Raw genomic sequence first — 16300 nt, 5'->3', positions numbered from 1 at the left:
CGGCCTGGGCGTGCCTGCCCGGCCGGCCGATACAACTGCCTGGTGAAGCTGCCCTCGAATGGCGCTACCGCCGCTGCTCGATGGCCTGCAGCACCGCGACCGTGTACCAGCCCAGGTCGTCGGTGACGTGACTGGCCACGGCGAAACCGCTTGCCGCTGCCAGCTGTACGATCATGTCGAACGAGTACTTCTGCGATTGTTCCGTATAGATGGTTTCGCCTTTCTGGAACGCGAACGCGCATCCAAGCACGCTGCTGCGCACGGTCTGGCGCCGCCGGCTGACCAGGAAGCTGCGTGCCGCGCCGTCCAGCGGGGAGTAGGTGGGAAAATGCGCAAACTGGGCCAGGTCGAAATCCATGTCGAGTTCGCGGTTCAGCCGGCGCAGCAGGTTCAGGTTGAAGGCGGCGGTGACGCCCTGGGCGTCGTCGTAGGCGGCCAGGATCATGGCCGGATCCTTTTTCAGGTCCAGTCCAAGCAGCAGGACGTCTCCCTGCGCCAGCCGGGCCCGGATACGGTCCAGCAACGCGACCGACTGGTCGAACGTCAGGTTGCCCAGGTTCCCGCCCAGCAGCAACGCGACCTGGCGCCGCAGCGGGGAGGTGGCTGGCCAGTCGTCGAAATAGTCGCCAAGGATGGGGCGGACGTCGAGCGCGGGCAGGGCGCCGCTGAAGCGCGCGGCCAGCTCGGACAGGGCGTGCTGCGACACATCGATCGGATGGTATGTGCACGCGATCTCGCGGCGCAGCAGCGTCTCGCACAGCGACAGTGTCTTCTCGCCGTCGCCGCTGCCCAGTTCGATAAGGTCGAGCGCCCGTCCATCGGGCGCGATCCAGTCCGCCAGCCGGTCCGCCTTGTGCTTCAGGATGCCGTGTTCCGTACGCGTCATGTAGTACTCGGGCAGCGTCATGATGCGCTGGAACAGGCGTGATCCTTCGTCGTCATAAAACCACTTCGAAGGCAGCGTCTTTTGCGTGGCGCCGAGGCCGTCGCGCACATCCCGTGCCAGCGCCGCATCGACGGCGCGGGGCGCACGCCGGGCTTGGAAGTACATATCGTTCATTGGTCGTTCCAGCGTAAGGAGGCCACCTGCAGGTCGCGGGCGGGCCGGATGCCCGTGTATTGCCAGCGCAGGTAGGGGTGGAAGAAATTGCGGTACGTGAGCCGGGCATGGCCGGCCGGCGTGGCCCAGGAAGCGCCCCGCAGCACCATCTGGTTCAGCATGAACTTGCCGTTGTATTCGCTGGCGGTGCCGCCGAACGCCCGGAAGCCGGGGTAGGGCAGGTAGGCACTGCCCGTCCACTCCCAGCGCCGGCCCCAGTCGAGCCGTGGCGCCACCGCTTCCCACTCCGCTTCCGTCGGCAGGCGCCACCCGGCCCAGCGGCAGAAGGCATAGGCCTCGTACAGGCTGACGTGCGTTACGGGAGCCTCCAGGTCGAGCGGCAGGCAGCCCGCCAGCGTGTAGTGCTGCCAGGGCTCCGCGTCGGACGGACCGGGGTGCCAGTACAGCGGCGCGCGCCGGGGCAGCGACTGCAGCCACTCCCACCCTTCCGCATGCCACAGTTCGAAGCGGGTGTAGCCGCCGTCGCGCATGAACGCCAGGTACTCGCCATTGGTGACGAGCGCCGCCCGCAGGGCCACCGGGGATACCTGCACCATGTGGCGCGGACCTTCGTTGTCGAATGCAAAGCCGGGCCCGTCGTGGCCGATCGGCATGGCGCCACCGTGGCACTCGATCCATTCGTTGCGCCGCGCCGCGGGCTCGCGCGCGTGTTCGGCATGCGCCTGCTCGTCGTCGCGCGGCTTGGCCTCGTACGCCTCTTCCAGTGGATTGGTGCCCAGGATGTACTTGATATCGGCCAGCAGCAGCTCCTGGTGTTGCTGCTCGTGCTGCAGGCCGATTTCGACCAGTTCGCGCACCGGCGGCGATGGCGGCACCGCCAGCAGGGCCAGCATCGCCGCGTCGACATGCCGACGGTATGCCAGCACCTGCGCGACGGTGGGGCGGCTCAGGCCGCCGCGGCGGTCGCGGGCCGTGCGCGCTCCCTGGCTTTCGTAATAGCTGTTGAAGAGGAAGCCGTAGCGTGCGTCGAACTGGCGGTAGCCGGGCACGCACGCCTGCAGCACGGTGGCCTCGAAAAACCACGCGGTGTGCCCGAGGTGCCATTTCGGCGGACTTACCTCGGGCACCGGCTGCGCGACGTGATCCTCGATCGCCAGCGGGGCGCACAGTCGTTCGCTGTGCTGCCGGATGTCGCGGTACCGTTGCGCCAGGGCGAGCGGCAGGGCCGTGGTCGTCACCGCACCTCCGCCGTGGCCTGCGCCACCGTCGTCGCCGCGCCGTGGGCGGGGGCGGCACGCACGCGCTCCGGCGCGCGTTCCGGCCAGCCGCCCGCCAGGGTCTTGTACAGCGCGACGGCCGCCATCGCGCTCCTGGTGCGGCTGTCCGCGAATGCGTCCTGCGCGTCCAGCACCACCCGCTCGGCATCGAGCAGCTCGTACAGGCCGATCTCGCCGGCCTTGTAGCGCAGGCGCGCCAGCTGCGCCGCCTGGTCGCTGTCGCGCGCGGCACGTTCCAGCATCTCGTCCTCGCTGCGCGTACGGGCGTACCGCACCAGCGCGTTTTCCGTCTCCTCCAGCGCGAGCAGCACGGTCTGCTGGTACTGCGCCAGCATCGCGGCGGATTCGGCGGTGCTGGCGGCAATATTGGCACGCACCCGGCCGACGTCCAGGAACGACCAGTCGATGCCCAGCAGCGCGTAGTTCGACTGGCTGCTGCCTTCGAACAGCGCGCTCGAGTGGAAGGCCTGCGTGCCCAGCAGGCCGCCCAGGCTCAGGCGCGGGAACAGGTCGGCCGTGCTCACGCCGACCCTGGCCGTGGCGGCATGCAGCCGCTCCTCGGCGGCGGCGATGTCGGGCCGCCGGCGCAGCAGCGTGGCCGGACTGTCCGGATCGATCCGTGCCGGCAGTGCCGGCAACGGCCGCGGCGCATCCAGCTCGGCGATCAGGGCGCCTGGCGGACGTCCCGTCAGCACCGCCAGCCGGTGCTGGGCCACGGCGATCTGCGCCTGCAGGGCCGGCTCGCGGGCGCCGGCGATCGCCAGTTGGGCGCGCGACCGTGTCGCGTCGAATTCCGTGCCGCGTCCCGTCGACAAGCGCACGCCGACAAGGTCCACCACCTGGCGCTGGTTGCTCGTGTTCTGCGTGACAAGCCGCAAGCGTTCCTGCAGCCCGCGCAGCTGCATGTACGTGGCCGCCGTCTCCGCCGCGATAACGACCTGCAGGCCCGCCACGTCCCTGGCGCTGGCGGCGACCAGCGCCGTGCGCTGCTCCACCGTGCGGCGCACGCGCCCGAACAGGTCGAGCTCCCAGTTGACATGGATGCCGGCGCTGTAGGTGTCGTGGCTGCGCGGGTAGCCGTAGGACTGGTCCGTACTGACTTTTTCGTGCCCGCCCTGGGCGCTCGCGGTCACGACGGGGAAGTACGACAGCCGCCCTTCGCGCAGCACGGCCGTGGCGCTGTCGTAGCGGGCCAGTGCCACCCGCAGGTCGCCGTTGGCGGCCAGCGCCTGCTCGACAAGCGCCGTCAGCTGCGGGTCGTTGAAATGCCGCCAGAACGGCGCACCGGCATCGGTCGGCGCGGCCGCGGGCGCCGTGGCCGCATGACGGCTGTAGTGGTCCGGCAGCGCCAGCACCGGGCGCTGGAAGTCCGGGCCGACACTGCAGCCGGCCAGCAGCACCAGCACGAGCGTGGCGCAGGCAAGGGGGACCGGCGCGAGGCGGCGCGGATTCGATGAAGTCGCGAAGATCATGGACGGGCTCCGATCACGATGGAATTGGCTTCGACGGTAGCGGCCTTGCGACGGCCCAGTGCGGACAGCTTGCGCAGCGTCACATAGAACACGGGCGTCAGGAACAGGCCGAACAGCGTGACGCCCAGCATGCCGGAGAACACGGTGATGCCGGTCGCGGCGCGCACTTCGCTGCCGGCGCCGTGGCCGAACAGCAGCGGGATCGAACCGGCGATGAAAGCGATCGACGTCATCAGGATCGGGCGCAGGCGCAGCACGCTGGCCTGGCGTGCCGCCTCGACTGTCGACATGCCCTTCAACTCCAGCTCCCGGGCGAATTCGACGATCAGGATGGCGTTCTTGCTGGCCAGTCCCATCAGTACGACCAGGCCCACCTGCACGAAGATATTGTTGTCGCCGCCCGTCAGCCACACACCGAACAGCGCCGCGCACATGCAGACCGGCACGATCAGCAGCACCGCCAGTGGCAGCGTCCAGCTTTCATAGAGCGCGGCCAGCACGAGGAAGGCCAGCAGGGCCGCCAGCACGAACACGAGGGGGGCCGTACCGCTCTGGGTGACCTGCTGGTAGCTCAAGTCGCTCCATTCGAGCTTGACGCCGGGCGGCAGTACCTTGCCGGCGATGTCGTTCAGCTTGGCGATCGCCTGGCCGGACGACATCTGGCGGGGATCGGCATCGCCGATCAGGTCCGCGGCCGGGTGGCCGTTGTAGCGCACCACCGGGTCGGGGCCATAGCTGGACACCACGTTGACCATGGAGCTGATCGGCACCATGGCGCCATCGCGATTGCGCGTGTAGAGGTTACCGATGTCCTCGACGCGCTGGCGGTGCGAGCTGTCGGCCTGCGCCATGACGCGGTAGACGCGGCCGAACATGTTGAAGTCGTTGACATAGACCGAACCCAGGTAGGTCTGGACGCTGTCGAACAGGTCGGTCAGCGCCACGCCCTGCGACTTGGCCTTGACACGGTCGATCTCGATGTCGAGCTGGGGGATGTTGGCCTGGTAGGCGCTGACGGGGAAGCTCATACCGGGCGTTTGCGCAACCGTGCCGCGGAAGGCATTGAGCGAATCCTGCAGCGCGCCATAGCCCAGGCCCGCCCGATCCTCCAGGAACAGCGAGTAGCCGGAACCGTTGCCCAGGCCCTGGATCGGCGGTGGCAGCAACGCGAATGCGTAGCCGTCCTGGATCGCGGAGAATTTCTGGTTCAGCTCCGCGTTGATTTCGCCAATGCCGCGACGACGCTGGTCGAAAGGCTTGAGGATGACGTAGGCGGCCGTCATGTTCGGCGTATTGGTCTGCTGCAGGGCATTCATGCCGGGGTAGGCCGACACGGTCTCCACGCCTTCCACCTTGCGTGCGATGTCGATCATCTGGCGCGTGACGGCGTCCGTGCGGGCCAGCGATGCCCCTTCGGGCAGCTTGGCGCCGGCGAACAGGTACAGCTTGTCCTGGTTCGGGATGAAGCCGCCGGGCACGGCGTGGAACAGGTACATCGTCGCCGACATCAGGATGGCGTAGACGCCGAACACCATGCCGCGCCGGTGCAGGCTGCGGCCGACCAGGCCGTCATAGCGCTGCGAGCCGCGCTGGAACAGGCGGTTGAAGCCGTTCAGGGCACGCCCGGCCCAACCGTCCGGCGCTTCCTTCTCCGCCTGCTCTTTCTTTGGCAGCAGCAACCTGGCCGCCAGCGCCGGCGACAGCGTCAGCGAGTTGATGGTCGAAATGACCGTCGAAATCGCGATGGTGACGGCGAACTGCTTGTAGAACTGGCCCGTCACCCCCGAGAGGAACGCCATCGGCACGAACACCGCGCACAGTACCAGGGCGATCGCGATGATCGGCCCGGAGACTTCCTTCATCGCCAGGTGCGCCGCTTCCACGGGCGAGAAACCCTTGCCGATATAGCGTTCGACGTTCTCCACGACGACGATGGCATCGTCCACCACGATGCCGATCGCCAGCACGAGGCCGAACAGCGTCAGGGTATTGATCGAGTAGCCGAACAAGTACAGGCCGGCAAAGGTGCCGATGATCGACACCGGCACGGCGGCCAGCGGGATCACGGATGCGCGCCACGTGCGCAGGAATACGATCACGACAATTACGACCAGCACCACCGACTCCAGCAGGGTCTTCTGCACCGCGCCGATCGAGTCGCGCACGAACGTCGTCGGATCCCAGACCGGCTTGTAGACGATCCCCTGCGGGAATTTCTTGGACAGCTCGTCGAGCTTGGCGTAGACGGCGTTTGCCACGTCCAGCGCGTTGGAGCCTGGCGACAGGAAGATGCCGACAGTGGCCTGGTTCTGGTTGTCGACCATGGCGCGCAAGGTGTAGTCGCTGGCGCCCAGTTCGACCCGCGCCACGTCCGACAGGCGGGTGATCTGGCCCTCGGCCCCGTTCTTGACGACGATGTCGCCGAACTCGCGTTCGCTGCGCAGGCGGCCGCGGACGTTAATCGAGATCATGTAGTCGTTGGCTTTCGGCGTCGGTTCGGCGCCCAGCTGGCCGGCCGAGACCTGCACGTTCTGCTCGCGCACGGCGCGCACGACGTCGGAGGCTGTCATGCCGCGCGCGGCCAGCTTGTTCGGGTCCAGCCAGATGCGCATCGCATAGTCGCCGGCGCCCAGCAGCTTGACGTCGCCGATGCCGGCGATACGGGCCAGCTCGTCCTTGACCTGCAACGTCAGGTAATTGCGCAGGTACAGGGAGTCGTGCCGGTTGTCCGTCGACAGCAGGCTGACGTACATCAGGGGCGTGGGTGACTGCTTCTGCGTCGTGACGCCATACTGGCGCACCGGTTCGGGCAGGCGGTTGAGTGCCTGGCTGACCCGGTTCTGCACCCGTACGGCCGCCGCATCGGGCGCGACGCCGGGCTGGAACGTGACGACCACCTGCAGGCTGCCGTCGGAGCTCGCGACGGACTTCATGTACGCCATGCCGTCGACGCCGTTGATGACCTCTTCCAGCGGCACGGCCACCGATTCGGCGATCTCTTTCGGGTTGGCGCCCGGGTACATCGCGCGCACCACGACGCTCGGCGGCACCACTTCCGGGTATTCGCTGGTCGGCAGCAGCGGGATCGCAATCAGGCCCAACGCGAAGATCACGATCGACAGGACGATCGCGAACGTGGGCCGGTTGATGAAGAATTTCGAGAAATCCACGACGCCTCCCTATTTGGACGTTTTGGCTGCCGCGACCTGCGCGCTGGTGGCCAGGACGATCGGCTTGACCGGCATGCCGGGGAAGAAAATCTTCTGCGTGCCGCCGACAATGACCTTGTCGCCGCTTTCGAGGCCCGACTCGACGACGCGCAATGCCGCGTTCGGACCGGCACTACCGTCGTCGATCAGGCGGCCCAGCACGACATCCTTGCGCAGCGCCTTGTTCTCCGGCCCCACCACGTACAGGTATTTGCGGTCCTGGTCCGTCAGCACGGCACGGTCGTCGACCAGCATGGCCTTGAACTCGCCGCTGCCGTCCAGCTTGACCCGTGCGTACATGCCCGGCGTCAGCTTGCGGTCGGCATTGGGCAGCAGTGCGCGTGCGCGGATCGTGCCCATGTTGGCGTCGAGCCGGTTGTCGAGGAAGTCGACCTTGCCGGTGCGCGAAAAGCCCGTCTCGTCGGCCAGGCCGACCTTGACCAGCCGCTCGGCCCGCCGATCGCCGCGCACGCGGTCGAGGTAGCGTTGGTAGCTGCGCTCGTCGCAGTCGAAGTACACGTACATTGACTCCTGTGACACGACGGTCGTCAACACGCTCTGGTCCGCCTGGGCCAGGTTGCCGGCCGTTAGCATGGCATTGCTGACCCGGCCGCCAATGGGCGCGCGTACCTCGGTGAAGGTCAGGTCGAGCCGTGCCTTGGCCAGTTGCGCTTCGGCGCCGTGCACGTCGGCCACGGCTTGCGCCAGGGCCGCCTTGCGACTGTCGAATTCCTCGCGCGAGATGGCGTTGGCGCCGATCAGCGTCTGCGCACGCTCGATCTGGGTCTTGGCCAGGTCCGCCGCGGCGCGGGCACGCTCGAGCTGGGCCTGCGCGCTGTTCGCCACGGCCTGGTAGGGTCGTTGGTCGATCAGGAACAACAGGTCGCCCTTCTTGATGTCGTCGCCCTCGCGGAACGCGACGCGCTCGATGTAGCCGCTGACACGCGGCCGGATCGAGACGGACTCGACCGCGCCAACGCGCCCGTTGAATTCATCCCAGCTCTGCACTTGGCGCACCTGGACGCTGGCCACGCTCACTTCCGGCGCTGGCGGCGACCCGCCAGCGGAAGCCACACTGGAATTGCAGCCCTGCAGGGAGAGCGCCGCGGTGACGACACATGCCAGTTCGAGTCGAACCAGACTGTTGAGATTCCTTAACATTTCCAAGCTCCTTTGTGCATTTGACATTCGGGGACCAGTTGCCGGGTCCGCTGAAGGCGCCCACGGCGCCCCGCCTTGCTACGACTGGCACCGGCTACCTGCGCACCATGCCGGTGCCTCCTGAGACGGCGGACCGGCGGGATGCCGCGCTGCCCGCCTGCTGCGTTGTTGTCGGCGCGCGACCGTTGGCGATTTGTCGTGCTGTAGCAACGTTGCCGCAGCCACTCCACTGCTTGACGACCCTTGCCGGCGGCATCCGGTCCGGCGTCTGGACGGCGCTGGGAACTGGTCGACACCTTGCGCCGTCGGACGAAAATTGCATGTGAAGCTAACTTTGTATGGATTTCGCCTAAGGGAAATTTAAATGAAGCGTGCTTTCCGCGTCAAGAAAATAAATTGCAAAAATTTCTATCGACATGCGAAAAACGTATGCTAGCATTGGCTCGTCGCTAGCTTCATATGCAATTTGCCGTAGGACTAAGTGCCGATCTAGCGAATTTTGCCTGCGTGGAATGCATTCAAAATGTCTAGCTGTCAGATCTGACAGGGGCAAAAAAGCCTTGCCGTGGGCGGAAAGTTGCGTTTAAAGGAAATAAGGTGACCGATGGGACGATGGCTGCCGTCGGGAATACGGACCACAACGATGCGAGGTGAACATGGATTCAGCAGCGGCCGTTGTAGCGCAACCAGACGAACTGCATGACGCGGCGGCGACGGCCCTGCTGCCCGAGGTCCTGCTTCGCCCGCAGCCCCCCTGTGACTGGCGCCTGCCCTATGGCTGGCACCCCAGTCAGTTCGGCGAGTTGCGCCTGCCGGCCGGCCCTGGACCGTTCCCCGTCGTGGTGGGCATCCACGGCGGCTGGTGGCGCGCCGCCCACGGCCTGGAGACGCACGCCCATCTGTGTGCCGCCCTGACGCGGCTGGGATATGCGACCTGGAACATCGAATACCGCCGCGTTGGCGAAGCAGGCGGCGGCTGGCCCGGCACGTTGCAGGATGTTGGCGCGGCACTCGATTACCTGGCCGTGATCGCCGCCGAGTTCAACCTCGACCTTGCCCGTGTCGTGCCGGTGGGCTTCTCCGCTGGCGGACAGCTGGCCCTGTGGGCGGCCGCCCGCGCCGCGTTTGCCGCCGGCCACCCGCTGCACGAAGCAACGCCGCTGCCCGTCAGCGCAGCCGTTGCCCTGGCGGGCGCGGTAGACCTGGCACGGTGTGCCGAATTGCAGCTGAGCAAGGGGATCGTCGCCGCGTTTCTCGGCGGCGACCCCGCGGCGGTGCCGGAACGCTTCGCGGCCGCGTCGCCGGCGCAGCTGCCCATCGCTGTCCCGCATACGCTGGTGCACGGCAGTGCCGACTCGTCCGTTCCGGTCGAGATCAGCCAGCGCTACCACGCGGCCGCCACGGCACGCGGGGCCGCTTGCGAACTGGTGGTGCTGCCCGGCGTCGAGCATTTCGACCTGATCGATCCGCTTTCTCCCGCCTGGCCCGCGGTGGCACGCGCAATACACGACCGTCTGGGCCCGCCGGCCACATCGTAGGGCCCGCTCGGGCCAGCAGCCCTGAACTCAAACACCGTACCGAAAGGAGCAGTGCCATGCGAACAGCCACACCCACCAGGGGTTTTTTGCCCGAAACCGATCCAGCGCCGCGCCTGCCGGACGCGTTCCGGGCATGGGATGCCATGGTCGCCGAACTGCCGGGCCTGCTTGCCGCCGGCCGCGCCCGCGCCGTGCTGGAACAACTGCCGCAGGCGGACATTCGCGAGCTGGAAACGCCGGGCGAACGGGAGCGCGCGCTCGGCACGTTGTCGGTATTCGGCCACGCCGCCGTGCACGAAAGCTGGCGGCAGGCATCGGCATCGTCGGTGCCTGCCGCCATCGCGCGGCCCTGGGTCACGCTGGCGCACTCGATGGGGCGGCTGCCCGTGCTGACGTATGCGTCGCACGGCCAGAACAACTGGAAACGGCTCCGTCCGGACGGGCCCGTCGGGCTGGGCAACCTTGCCGTGCTGCGCAACTTCTTCGGCGGCCTGGACGAAAACTGGTTCGTCGCCACGCACGTTGAGATCGAGGGCCAGGCGGCACCGCTGGTGCTGGCCGTGGTGGCGGGCCAGCGCGCCGTCGAGACCAACGACCCCGGTGAACTGCTCGCGGCGCTGCGCACGATCGCCGATACGCTCGAGCAGATCCACGCGACGCTCGTGCGGGTACGGGAAAACTGCGATCCATACATCTTCTTCACGCGCGTCCAGCCATTCATGCAGGGCATGAAGAACGTCGTCTACGAAGGCGCCGCCGAATTCGGCGGCGTGCCGCAGAACTTTGCCGGCGGCAGCGGCGCGCAAAGTACGTTGATGCCACTGCTCGACGCGGCGCTGGGCATTCGCCATGCCGGCGACGCGCTGATCACCTACCTGCACGAGCTGCGCCGGTACATGCCGGCCGAGCACCAGGATTTCCTGGCACAGGTGGAACAGGGGCCCTCGATCCGCGCCTACCTGGTCGAGTGCGGCGATCGACGCCTCAACGAACAGTACAACCGGTGCATCGAAGGCGTCGGCCGCTTCCGCGAGGAGCACCTGGCCATTTCAATTGAATATATTCAGAAGCCCGCGCGGCAGCAGGCCAGCATGCGTGGGGAGCAGGGAACCGGCGGCTCACCTTTTGTCGGTTATTTAGAGAAGCATCGAAAGGAAACATTCTCCAACCTTTTACCGTGAGGAAGACATGACGCAAAACACGTACGACTACGTAATCGTGGGCGCAGGGCCAGCAGGCTTGCAACTCGGATATTTCCTGAAACAGGCGGGACGGAAGTTCATCATCCTGGAGGCGGGGCCGGGCGCCGGCACGTTCTTCAAGCAGTTCCCACGTCATCGCAAGCTGATTTCGGCCAACAAGGTCTATACCGGCTATACCGACAGCGTGCGCAACATGCGCTGGGACTGGAACTCGCTGATCAGCGACGACGAGTCGCTGCTGTTCAAGAACTACAGCCGCGAGTATTTCCCGAGCGCCGACGTCATGGTCGACTACCTGCAGGACTTCGCGCAAAAGCACGAGCTGCCGGTGCAGTACGACACCCGGGTGGAACGGGTATCGCGGGACGGCGATTTCATCCTGCGCACCACGGCCGGTGAAACCCTGCGGGCCGGCCGCGTGGTAATGGCGACGGGCGTCAGCAAGCCGTACGTGCCCGATATCCCGGGTGTGGAGCACGCCGAGCTGTACACGGAAATGCCCACCGATCCGGAAGACTTCGCCAACCAGCGCGTGCTGGTGGTCGGCAAGGGCAACTCCGCCTTCGAGACGGCCGACAACCTGATCGGCACCGCTTCGCGCATCTATGTCTGCAGCCCGACGCCGATCACGCTGTCGTGGAAGAGCAAGTTTGTCGGACACCTGCGCGCCGTCAACAACAACTTCATCGACACCTACCAGCTCAAGCTGCAGAACGTGATGCTGGACGCCAAGCTGGTGCGCATCGACAAGAAGGACGGCAAGCTGCAAACCACCTTCCACTACATGCACGCCGACGACGAGGTCGAGGTGATGGAATTCGATCGCGTGCTGCTGTGCACGGGGTTCCGCTTCGATGCGTCCATCTTCGACGACGACTGCAAGCCGGAGCTGACGATCAAGGACCGCTTCCCGGCCCAGACCAGCGCGTTCGAATCGACCAACGTGAAGGACCTGTACTTCGCTGGCACGATCATGCAGGCGCGCGACTTCAAGAAGAAGCAGTCGGGCTTCGTGCATGGCTTCCGCCACAATGTCGAGAGCCTGTTCCACGTGCTGGAGACGCGCTACTTCGGCACGCCATGGCCGTCCGAACGCATCGCGGCGACGCCCGATGCGCTGGCCCACGCCGTGCTGGCACGCGCCAACCGCAGCCCCGGCATCTGGCAGCAGACCGGCTTCCTGTGTGACGTGCTGGTGCGTTCGGCCGACGGCGCCAGCTTCGAGTACTACGAGAACGTCGTCACCGAGTATGCCCACGAGAGCGAGTTCGGCCGCCACAAGGAATACTACGTGATGACCCTGGAGTTCGGGCTGGACATCATTTATGCAAGCCCCGATCCGCTCGCCGTCGAGCGTATCCACAAGGACGACGTGGCGCGGGCCGCGCTCAGCACGGGCATCCACCCGATCGTCCGGCGTTATTCGTACGGCCAGTTGCAGGCCGAGCACCATGTGCTGGAAGACATCATCCCGGAATGGGACGAACCGGAGTTTCATGTGTCGCCCCTCGCGCAATTCTTCGCCAGCGCCGAGCTGGCCCAGGCCGCGTAAGGGCAGGTAGTCAGCGTAAATCTGAACGTTTCACAACTCAACTAGGAGAAAAAGATGTCCGAATTCCTTGACGTTGTATCGCACCCGACCGCCGGCAAAACCATGTTTCAGCTGCCGAAGCTGGACTGTAAGATCCTTCACGCGACGCCCTACGAGGCAGGCGAAACGACGACCAAAAAACCACATATTCCGGGAACCGGCGGCAAGCCAATCGAAGGCATCACGCCGGAAACCACCGGCTGCCGCGAGATCACGTTCTCGCTGTTCGAACTGGCACCTGGCGCCGAGGACGGGCCCGTACATATCCATGAACATGAAACGAGCGGCTATGTCGTCAATGGCGCGCTGGCGCTGATGCATGGCGACGGCCTGGAGAAATACGAAATCGCCGAAGCGGGCAGCTTCGTGTTCGTTCCGCCCGGCGTGCCGCACTTCATCGAGAACGCCAGCCAGACCGAGCCCTGCGCCGTGCTGCTGACGCGTTACGTCACGGAGACCGATACCACGGCCGTCATCCTGCCGGACATGGAGAAGATGCGGCTGGCGCGCAAGCAGCGCTCGGTTGCGACGCCCGTCGCGGCCTGATCCGGTGGCGGTACACCGCTGCGGCGGCGTACCGCCACATCGTCCGTCCCAGTGACGCAACCTCAACCCCACGACACCATGGATAACGCACAACATATCGCCATCGTCGGCGCTGGCCTGGTGGGATGCATGCTCGCTACCCTGCTGGCCCGCCGCGGCCACCGGGTCAGCGTATTTGAAAAGCGCCAGCCCCCCTCGGATTCCGCCGCCTCGGGGCGCTCGACGCACCTGGTCATTTCGACACGCGGCTGGCGGGCGCTGGAAGCGATCGATGCCGGTCCGGAGGTGCTGCCGGCCACGACGCCGCTGAACGGGCGGCGCATCCATCCGGCGGACGGGGGCGACGAATTATTCCAGCCCTACGGCCAGGACGGACAAGCCATTTTCGCGATCCATCGCAACACGCTCAATCGCATCCTGGTCCGGCTGTGCGGGCGCACCCCCGGTGTCGCCATGCACTTTGGCCGGCAATGCGTCGGCGTCGACCTGGAGAAGGGCTGCATCGAGCTGGCCGACGCGCAAGGCGAACAGCGCGAGGTGGTCCGGGCCGACTACATCTTTGCCGCCGACGGCGCCTCGTCGAAGGTGCGCGAGCTGGCCGGCGCCGACGGACGTATCGCCAGCACGCGTACGCTCGAACCGTTCGGCTACAAGGAATTCACGATGCACGCACCGCACGCCACCGCGCTGGCAGCCGATGCGATGCATGCCTGGCCGCGCGGCGCGGTATCGCTGTTTGCGTTTCCGAACCCTGACAGGAGTTTTACCGCCACGTTGCTGGCGCCGTTCGAGGGGCCGGACAGCTTCGCGTCGCTGCGCACGCGCGAGGACATGGCCCGCGTGTTCGCGGCGCGTTTTCCCGATGTCGATCCGGCGCCGTTCTTCGGCGAACTGCTCGGCAATCCCGTCAATTCGCTGGTGACGGTTCGCTCCGCACCCTGGACGCTGGCGGGACGGCTGGCGCTGGTGGGCGACGCGGCGCACGCGATGGTGCCTTTCCTGGGCCAGGGCATGAATGCCGGCTTCGAGGACTGCATGGTGCTGGTCGAACTGCTTGAGCGCCACGGCGACGATTTTCAGGCGGCACTGGGCCATTACGAAACGCTGCGCAAACCGCACGGCGACGCCGTGACGACGATGTCGTCGGCGGCGTTCGACGAACTCACCAGGCAGATCAGCGAGCCCGGGTTCCACCTCAGGAAGCAGCTCGAACGCATGCTCCACCGCCTCTATCCCGAGCGTTTCGTGCCGCCTTACCAGCTGATCGCCTTCACCCACGTCCCGTATGCGGACGTGCTGCACCAGATCGGCGAACTGGACGCGGTCACGGACGAACTGCTGCGCCATGCGGATGCGCGGTCGGAGCAGGCGGCGACCGTCGAATCGCTGATCCATTCCGTCATTTCCCGACTTCCACGAGGTAACCATGCGGATCAAACTCATTAGTTCCAAGCTTTGCCCGTACGCCCAGCGCAGCGCGATCGTGCTGATCCATAAGGGCGTGCCGCACGATATCGACTATATCGACCTGTCCAACCCGCCCGCCGATTTCCAGGCGGTGTCGCCGCTGAAGAAAGTGCCCGCGCTGCTGGCCGACGGTCGTGCGTTCTTCGGGTCGACCGTCATCAATGAATTCCTGGAGGACCAGTTCGCCCCCAGCCTGCACCCGGCCGACGCGCTGGCGCGCGCCGTCAGCCGCAGCTGGATCGAATTCGGCGGCGAATGTATCGGCGATATCGCGGGCATGATGCTGGCGAAGACGGAGGCGCAAGCGTTGGCGGCGCGCGACGCGCTGCTGCAGAAGTTCGATCGCCTCGAACAGGTGGTGGGTGACGGCCCTTATTTCGACGGCGCGGCATTTTCGCTGGTGGATGCCGGCTACGCGCCCGCGTTCCAGCGGCTCGATTACCTCGATGCCGGCTGGCCCGGCGCCCACGATGCGCGGCGCCATCCGAAGATCGCCGCGTGGCGCACCCGGCTGCTCCAGCACGACGCCGTGATCCGCTCGACAGTGCCCGACCTGCCCGAACGCTTCGCTGAATTCATCCGCAAGCGCGAGGGTTACGTGGGACGTTTCCTGTAACCAGGCACGCCCGCCAGGCGGGATGCGACGGCGCCGCCACGATCGTGGGCGGACGCCGTTTATTGCTTTAGATTCAACTTCCCCATTACAATCATTGACACCTTTTTACTCACTGGAGATGACTTATGTTCGTCGTACTGCTGAAATTTTCCGATAACAAGAGCCGGGCCGCCGACTTCATGCAAGGCCACAACGAGTGGATCAAGCGCGGTATCGACGACGGCAAATTCCTGCTGGTCGGTTCCATCCAGCCCGCGCAGGGCGGCGCCATCATTGCGCTGGATTCCTCGCTCGAGGCGTTGCAGGAGCGCGTGAACGCCGATCCGTTCGTGGTGGAGAACGTCGTCAAGGCGGAGATCATCGCCATTACGCCGGGCAAGGTCGATCCACGTCTGGCCGTTCTGGCTGGCTGACCCGGTCGGGCGGATCGGGGCCCGGTCTGCCCACTTCCCGCAGAAAAGGAGAACAACCATGAATGCCACAGTCATCGCGCTGGATGGCCGGCCGCGCTGCCGCTGGTGCGCGGCCGCGCCGGAATTCCTGCATTACCACGATGTCGAATGGGGCTTCCCCGTCGTGGACGATGTCCGCCTGTTTGAAAAGATCTGCCTGGAAGGTTTCCAGTCCGGTCTCAGCTGGCGCACGATCCTGGCCAAGCGCGACAACTTCCGCAAGGCCTTCGACCAATTCGATTTCCACGCGATTGCCCGCTACACCGAGCAGGACATCGACCGCCTGGTGGGCGATGCGGGGATCGTGCGCCACCGCGGCAAGATCGAGGCCGTCGTGAACAATGCGCGCCGGGCCGTCGAACTGGTCGAGCGGGAGGGCTCGCTGGCCGCTTTCGTCTGGCGCTACGAACCGGATCCGGCCAGGCTGGCGGCCCCCCAGACCGTCTCCACGTCGCCCGAAGCGGTCGCGCTGTCGAAGGACCTGAAAAAGCTGGGCTGGAAGTTTGTCGGACCCACTACGGTCTACGCGTTCATGCAGGCGATGGGCCTGATCAACGACCATGTCGGCGATTGCGTGATCCGGGCCGAGGCAATGGCCGCACGCAGGAAGCTCCAGCGGCCCGGAACGGTACGCGCGCACGCGGGCTGAGCGCGCCAGGCGCCCGACGCGCCAGCCTTGACGATTGCATCGGCGGCGGACTATGATTAA

Annotated in this window: 13 protein-coding genes; 8 read left to right on the top strand and 5 right to left on the bottom strand. The window is 66.1% G+C overall.

Annotated features, from left to right (window positions below; translation table 11 throughout):
* Positions 1-64: 64 nt before the first annotated feature.
* The 5 genes from egtD to PX653_RS19100 are packed head-to-tail and all read right to left on the bottom strand — an operon-like array spanning position 65 to position 8179.
* The gene (gene egtD, locus PX653_RS19120) at positions 65-1060 is read right to left on the bottom strand and encodes an L-histidine N(alpha)-methyltransferase (RefSeq protein ID WP_277414328.1); all 996 of its coding nucleotides are present in this window, start codon (positions 1058-1060) and stop codon (positions 65-67) included.
* The gene (gene egtB, locus PX653_RS19115) at positions 1057-2298 is read right to left on the bottom strand and encodes an ergothioneine biosynthesis protein EgtB (protein WP_277414327.1); all 1242 of its coding nucleotides are present in this window, start codon (positions 2296-2298) and stop codon (positions 1057-1059) included. Before egtB ends, egtD begins: the two co-directional genes overlap by 4 nt.
* Positions 2295-3809 carry an efflux transporter outer membrane subunit gene (locus tag PX653_RS19110; protein WP_277414326.1) on the bottom strand — a complete coding sequence of 505 codons (1515 nt, stop codon included), beginning with the start codon at positions 3807-3809 and terminating at the stop codon, positions 2295-2297. The genes egtB and PX653_RS19110 overlap by 4 nt, the downstream gene beginning before the upstream one ends.
* Positions 3806-6979, bottom strand: coding sequence for an efflux RND transporter permease subunit (locus PX653_RS19105; RefSeq protein WP_277414325.1), 3174 nt, complete (start codon positions 6977-6979; stop codon positions 3806-3808). Before PX653_RS19105 ends, PX653_RS19110 begins: the two co-directional genes overlap by 4 nt.
* 9 nt (positions 6980-6988) lie before the next feature.
* Positions 6989-8179, bottom strand: a complete 1191-nt coding sequence (locus PX653_RS19100; protein ID WP_277414324.1) for an efflux RND transporter periplasmic adaptor subunit — start codon at positions 8177-8179, stop codon at positions 6989-6991.
* Positions 8180-8835: 656 nt separating this feature from the next.
* Between PX653_RS19100 and PX653_RS19095 the strand changes: the two genes are divergently transcribed.
* From PX653_RS19095 to PX653_RS19060, 8 genes are all read left to right on the top strand, one after another.
* Complete coding sequence (locus PX653_RS19095) at positions 8836-9717, top strand: alpha/beta hydrolase (RefSeq protein ID WP_277414323.1); 882 nt, start codon at positions 8836-8838, stop codon at positions 9715-9717.
* A gap of 56 nt (positions 9718-9773) precedes the next feature.
* The gene (locus tag PX653_RS19090; protein ID WP_277414322.1) at positions 9774-10898 is read left to right on the top strand and encodes a PrnB family protein; all 1125 of its coding nucleotides are present in this window, start codon (positions 9774-9776) and stop codon (positions 10896-10898) included.
* Positions 10899-10905: 7 nt separating this feature from the next.
* On the top strand, positions 10906-12471 hold the full coding sequence (locus PX653_RS19085) for an NAD(P)-binding domain-containing protein (RefSeq protein WP_277414321.1): 1566 nt from the start codon (positions 10906-10908) through the stop codon (positions 12469-12471).
* A gap of 54 nt (positions 12472-12525) precedes the next feature.
* Positions 12526-13056 carry a cupin domain-containing protein gene (locus PX653_RS19080; RefSeq protein WP_277414320.1) on the top strand — a complete coding sequence of 177 codons (531 nt, stop codon included), beginning with the start codon at positions 12526-12528 and terminating at the stop codon, positions 13054-13056.
* Positions 13057-13134: 78 nt separating this feature from the next.
* Positions 13135-14502, top strand: coding sequence for an FAD-dependent oxidoreductase (locus PX653_RS19075; RefSeq protein WP_277414319.1), 1368 nt, complete (start codon positions 13135-13137; stop codon positions 14500-14502).
* Positions 14483-15139, top strand: a complete 657-nt coding sequence (locus PX653_RS19070) for a glutathione S-transferase family protein (RefSeq protein WP_277414318.1) — start codon at positions 14483-14485, stop codon at positions 15137-15139. Before PX653_RS19075 ends, PX653_RS19070 begins: the two co-directional genes overlap by 20 nt.
* A 125-nt stretch (positions 15140-15264) precedes the next feature.
* The gene (locus tag PX653_RS19065) at positions 15265-15552 is read left to right on the top strand and encodes a YciI family protein (RefSeq protein ID WP_277414317.1); all 288 of its coding nucleotides are present in this window, start codon (positions 15265-15267) and stop codon (positions 15550-15552) included.
* A gap of 58 nt (positions 15553-15610) precedes the next feature.
* Positions 15611-16240, top strand: a complete 630-nt coding sequence (locus PX653_RS19060) for a DNA-3-methyladenine glycosylase I (protein ID WP_277414316.1) — start codon at positions 15611-15613, stop codon at positions 16238-16240.
* Positions 16241-16300: the final 60 nt, after the last annotated feature.

The organism is Pseudoduganella chitinolytica (assembly GCF_029028125.1).
GTDB classification, from domain to species: Bacteria; Pseudomonadota; Gammaproteobacteria; order Burkholderiales; family Burkholderiaceae_D; genus Rugamonas; species Rugamonas chitinolytica.
The sequence above is the reverse complement of the archived record's forward strand: the minus strand, read 5'-3'. Positions and strand labels throughout refer to the sequence as shown.